Below are 5,120 nucleotides of genomic sequence, written 5' to 3'. Positions count from 1 at the left end.
GCCCACCATGGGCCAAGCGCATCATCGGCTCGGACCGCACATTCTGGTCGCTGCCCGCTGACGTGAAGGTCATCGATGAGCTCACGCCGGAAGAGACGCAAACGATCCTCGCCCGAGCCGCCGCCGGTCGCCCGGGTTGGGCGGCCCGCTACCCCGGGCACTCGCCTGTCGGGGCAACACCGGGTACGCCCGGATACCGCGGCGCAGCGGAGCAGCTCGACGACTCGCCCGCGACTGCGGTTCCGGCCCGTTAGAGTCGGGTGCATGAGTTCATCGCGCGGGATCCTGGTGATGTTGACCATAGGCACCGTGCTGGCGGCTACGGCCTGCGGCAATACCGATGACTCCGGTGCGGCGCCCGGAGTGTCCCCCGAACCGGCCACCGTCTCCGCCACCGGGAAACCGCCCAGCACACCGACCGAGGATCCCGCCGCCGACCCCGGCCATATGTTCACCGCCGACCCGTCCATCGTCGGCGCCCACCCCGTTCCCTTCACCTCCTGGACCCGGGTGGGTGACGACCGCATCGCCGTCCATTTCGAAACCGGCGTTCCCGAGTGCTACGGCGTGGATGCCGCGGTCACCGAAACCGAAAGCACCGTCACCGTCGAACTCCGCAGCGGCACCCGCGCCGATTCCACCGACAAGATGTGCGTCATGATGGCGGTCTTCGGGACGTTGGAAGTCCGGTTGGACGCTCCGCTCGGCAACCGCCAGGTCCGCAGCGCGGTCTGATCGCCGCAGCCGACGTTCCGTGACAACTGAGGTTCCCGCCTATCGAGCACGCCGGCCGGCACCACCGGAACACTGCTGCGCTCGAAGACGGTTCAGCTCGCTGAGCCGGTCCACACAACCCCGGAACCGAAGGCGACCACGGCGGTGCCGAGTCTTACGAGGCCCTTGGAGGTCTACATAACCCCGGAACCCAACGCAACCACGGCGGTGCCGAGTCTTACGAGGCCCTGAGAGGGTTTGGCCCGTCCCAGCAGTCAGCGCGCGATGCGATGCGGCGAAGCCGCGAGTGTCGAGTGCTGACAGCAGGGACTCAGGGGGCCAAACCCCGCGGCGCCGCAGGCGCCGCAAAAAACACAGCTTCAGTGGGCGAAGTGGCGGGCGCCGGTGAAGTACATGGTGACTCCGGCCGCACGGGCGGCGTCGATGGTCTCCTGATCCCGGACCGACCCGCCGGGTTGCACGATGGCGCGGATACCGGCCTGCAGCAACAACTGCGGTCCGTCCGGGAACGGGAAGAAAGCGTCCGAGGCGGCCACCGATCCCTTGGCGCGGTCACCGGCACGTTCCACGGCGAGCCGTACGGAATCGACCCGGTTCACCTGTCCCATGCCGACGCCCACCGAGGCACCGTCGTGGGCGAGCAGGATCGCGTTCGATTTCACGGCGCGGCAGGCCCGCCAGGCGAATTCGAGATCCGCGAGTGTCGCGGCATCCGCGGGTTCGCCGGTGGCGAGTGTCCAGTTCGCCGGATCGTCACCGTCGGCATCGATGACATCGCGCTGCTGCACCAGCAGACCTCCGCTCACCGGCCGCAATTCGGCGGCGCTCGCCGCCGGCGGTTCGGCGATAAGAATCCGCACATTCTTCTTGCGCTGCAGCACCTCGACGGCGCCGTCGGCGTACGCCGGCGCCACGATCACCTCGGTGAAGATCTCGGCCACCTGCTGCGCCATCGCCACCGATACCTCGCGGTTGGCCGCGATGACGCCGCCGAACGCGCTCACCGGATCGCAGGCATGCGCTTTGCGGTGCGCTTCGGCGATATCCGCGCCGGTCGCGATACCGCAGGGATTGGCATGTTTGATGATCGCGACCGCGGGCGCGGCGTGATCGAAGGCGGCCCGCCAGGCGGCGTCGGCATCGGTGTAGTTGTTGTACGACATCTCCTTGCCGTGCAACTGCTGTGCCTGCGCGAGCCCGCGGCCACCGGAACCGTCGGTGTAGAGCGCGGCCCGCTGATGCGGGTTCTCGCCGTAGCGCAGCACCGCCGACCGCTGCCAGCTCTTGCCGATCCACGCCGGGAATTCCGCGTCGGCCGCGCCGTCGCCGGTCAGTGTTTCCGCCATCCAGGTCGCCACGGCCACGTCGTAGCTCGCGGTGTGCTGGAAGGCTTTGGCGGCCAGGGAGGTCCGCTCGGCCAGGGTGAAACCGCCCTCGGCCACCGCCTTGCGCACCTGGTCGTAATCACCGGTGTCGACGACCACGGCCACCGACGGGTGGTTCTTCGCGGCGGCCCGCACCATCGACGGTCCGCCGATATCGATCTGTTCGACGCATTCGTCTGGGGTGGCGCCGCTGGCCACGGTCTCGCTGAACGGGTAGAGGTTCACCACCACCAGTTCGAAAGCGGCGACACCGAGTTCGGTGAGCTGGGCCAGATGCTCGGGTTTCCGGGTGTCGGCGAGGATCCCCGCGTGCACCCGCGGATGCAGGGTTTTCACCCTGCCGTCCAGGGTTTCCGGGAAACCGGTCAGCTCCTCGACCTTGGTCACCGGGACACCGGCGTCGGCGATCCGCGCCGCGGTGGAACCGGTGGACACCAGTTCGACCCCCGCCGCGTGCAGCGCGGTCGCCAGCTCCACGAGCCCGGTCTTGTCGTAGACGCTCACCAGCGCCCGGCGGATCGGCCTGCGTTCACTCACCGGAGAACTCGCTCATCTGGGATCACTGCCTTTCGTCCATCGGAGACAATTCCGCGGGTGGCGACGGCGGCGACAACGTCCACCAGTAACCGTCGCTCCACGACTTTGATGCGTTCGTGCAGGGCGGCCTCGTCGTCGTCGGGCCGTACCGGCACCGGTTCCTGCGCCAGGATCGGGCCGGTGTCCACCCCCGCGTCGACGAGGTGCACTGTGCTGCCGGTGACCCGGACCCCGTAGGCCAGCGCGTCACGCACTCCGTGCGCGCCCGGGAACGCGGGCAGCAGCGCCGGATGCGTGTTGATGATGCGACCGCCGAACCGTTCCAGGAACGCGGGGCCGAGCAGTTTCATGAATCCGGCGCAGACCACCAGGTCGGGCGTGTACGCGGCGACCTCACCGGTGATCGCCTCGTCCCAGGCACTGCGGTCGGGGTACGCACCGACGGGCACTCGCACCACCGGGATACCCGCCGCCGCGGCATGCTCGGCGGCGGCGCATTCCCGGTCCACGCCCACGGCCCGGATTCGCGCCGGATAATCCGGATCGGCGGTGGCCTCGATCAGCGCGCGCAGCAGCGATCCGGTCCCCGAGGCGAGTACGACCAGGCCGGCCGGGGTGGAATCGGTGGGTTCCGGGGCGGTCAGGGCTCTACTCCTGGAGTTCGAAGGGTGGTGGGGCGCGCGATACCCGATCCCGGGAATCGGCCCGCGGGCACGGATAGAGCCTAGTAGACGCGGCCGGCGGCCGATCCGGCGGCGGTCGGCCGGGCGCGCGGCACGTCGATCAGCGCTGGGGACGGTCGCCGGTCTCGTCGTCGAGGAGATCGGGTTCGACCACCTCGGCGTCGACGATCTCCGCCTCGGCCGGGGCGGAATCGGACAGCGGACGGGCGCCCGGGGCGGGCGCACCGTCGACGACCTCGACATCCAGCGGCGGTTCCGGGCCCACTGCCTCACCACGCGGAGCGCCGAGGAGATCCGCGTAACGATCCGCGGGATCGGCGGTGGTATCGGCGGGGAGTTCGGGAAGTGTGCCGGCGGGCAAGGCGGCGTAGCCGCCCGGCCGCGCGGAGGGGCCGTGGCCGGGCTCCGGGTCGTCGTCGTAGCCGGCATCGTCGGGGTCGAAGAGCGCGTCGGGATGGCGGAGCAGCGGGGTCGGGAACGACACCAGGAACGTCCGCGCGTAGAGCAGACCCGCATATCCGGGAACGGCCAGCCAGGCGAAAACCGCCAGTGCGAAAACCGGCAGTTCGAGACCCAACCGGCCGAAATTCCCCAGTTCACCTCCGGCCAGCGCGGCAAGTGCGGTGAGGGCAGCGCTCCCCATGCCGGCCGCCGCGAACAGAGCCCAGGGCGCGGCGGGGCGGTCGTAGCTCACCCGAGCCGATTCCACCCCGGCACAGACACCGATCGCGGCGGGCACGAGCAGCAGGATCGCCCACCACAGGGCCGCCGGCCCGGTCGGGACGGCGGCGAGGACGGGAACGGCCGGTACCGGGCCACCGACCACGGTGAACACCCCGAAGGAGGCAGCGCCGAACTGCACGCCCGGGCCGGCCAGAACGCCCACCCCGGCGATCACCGCATTGGGCAGATACAGCAGCGACAACAGCGTCAGGCCCAGCACGTCCACGAAATTCCGGGCGCCACCATAGGTATCGCCGACCCGCGACCAATGCATCAGCAGGGCGATCACGAGCAGCGCGGCCGCGGCGACGAGCAGTCGCAGCACCGCGCGGCCCGCCACATAACCCGCGGCGATCGCGTCGTAGGGAATACGGTCGAAAATCTGTGCCCGGCACCGGAACCCCACTCCGGCCGCGGCGGCGAGCAGATGCAGAACGAGCACCCAGGCGAACGCGGCCAGCGGATTCGGGCGTTGTAGCGCAATGGAACCCGAGGCGTCCTCGGTGACGGCCAGGCAGACGGCCGTGATGAGTAGCGGGCCACCCGCCGCCGCAGCGAACAACCAGCCGATCTCGCTGCGGGCGGGATCGGGTTCGGTGGCCGCCACGGCTTCCCGGGCGGCGGCCCAGAGCAGCAGCGCGGTCGGCAGCACCGGCAGCAAGCCCACCGTGGTGGTGCCGATGGTCAACGGCACCTGGTGCACGGCCAGCCATCCGGCGGCGACGGCACCGCTGAGACCCGTGAGATCGCTGCCCGCGGTGAACAAGGTCGCGAGCATGGCGACCACGATCGCGGCCAGCGCGAACGCAGCCGGCCGGAATGCCACATAGAGCAGTACCCGGGCGCGATCGGGCGGCAGCGTGAGCGGGCCCGGTGCACCGGCCGGACGCGCCGGCGACCGGCGCGTGCCCCGGAAGCGGCGGGTCGACGAGGTACGCGGGGTACTCATGGATTTCTACAGTGGCAGCCGCCCCGGGGGGGGGGGGTGAGGGGCGCCCCCCCCGGGGGCGCCCGGGGTGAAGTAATTTGGGGGGGCGGGGGGGGCGCGCGGGGGGGG

General features: G+C 70.5%; 5 protein-coding genes. 2 read left to right on the top strand and 3 right to left on the bottom strand.

Going from position 1 to position 5,120, the window contains the following annotated elements; all coding sequences use genetic code 11:
- Nucleotides 1-254 (top strand): hypothetical protein (locus QH276_RS17780; protein WP_280406817.1); only part of this gene is annotated, 254 nt, incomplete at its 5' end.
- A 10-nt stretch (nt 255-264) separates the two neighbouring features.
- A complete protein-coding gene (locus QH276_RS17775; RefSeq protein ID WP_280400988.1) occupies nt 265-735 on the top strand; it encodes a hypothetical protein in 471 nt (156 codons plus the stop codon).
- Between the two features lie 359 nt (nt 736-1,094).
- On the opposite strand, the gene purH is transcribed toward QH276_RS17775, so the two are convergent.
- The 3 genes from purH to QH276_RS17760 all read right to left on the bottom strand — a co-directional run bounded on the left by purH (nt 1,095) and on the right by QH276_RS17760 (nt 5,012).
- On the bottom strand, nt 1,095-2,657 hold the full coding sequence (gene purH / locus QH276_RS17770; RefSeq protein WP_280397078.1) for a bifunctional phosphoribosylaminoimidazolecarboxamide formyltransferase/IMP cyclohydrolase: 1,563 nt from the start codon (nt 2,655-2,657) through the stop codon (nt 1,095-1,097).
- On the bottom strand, nt 2,654-3,301 hold the full coding sequence (purN, locus tag QH276_RS17765; protein ID WP_280397080.1) for a phosphoribosylglycinamide formyltransferase: 648 nt from the start codon (nt 3,299-3,301) through the stop codon (nt 2,654-2,656). The genes purH and purN overlap by 4 nt, the downstream gene beginning before the upstream one ends.
- A 139-nt stretch (nt 3,302-3,440) precedes the next feature.
- Nucleotides 3,441-5,012 carry a cell division protein PerM gene (locus QH276_RS17760; RefSeq protein WP_280397079.1) on the bottom strand — a complete coding sequence of 524 codons (1,572 nt, stop codon included), beginning with the start codon at nt 5,010-5,012 and terminating at the stop codon, nt 3,441-3,443.
- Nucleotides 5,013-5,120: the final 108 nt, after the last annotated feature.

This window comes from Nocardia carnea (assembly GCF_029869215.1).
Lineage (GTDB): Bacteria > Actinomycetota > Actinomycetes > Mycobacteriales > Mycobacteriaceae > Nocardia > Nocardia carnea_B.
The sequence above is the reverse complement of the archived record's forward strand: the minus strand, read 5'-3'. Positions and strand labels throughout refer to the sequence as shown.

What these genes read in the sequence shown, in the direction of transcription:
- QH276_RS17775 (WP_280400988.1), top strand. Translation starts at nt 265, where the DNA reads ATGAGTTCATCGCGCGGGATCCTGGTGATGTTGACCATAGGCACCGTG.
- QH276_RS17760 (WP_280397079.1), bottom strand. Translation starts at nt 5,012, where the DNA reads ATGAGTACCCCGCGTACCTCGTCGACCCGCCGCTTCCGGGGCACGCGC.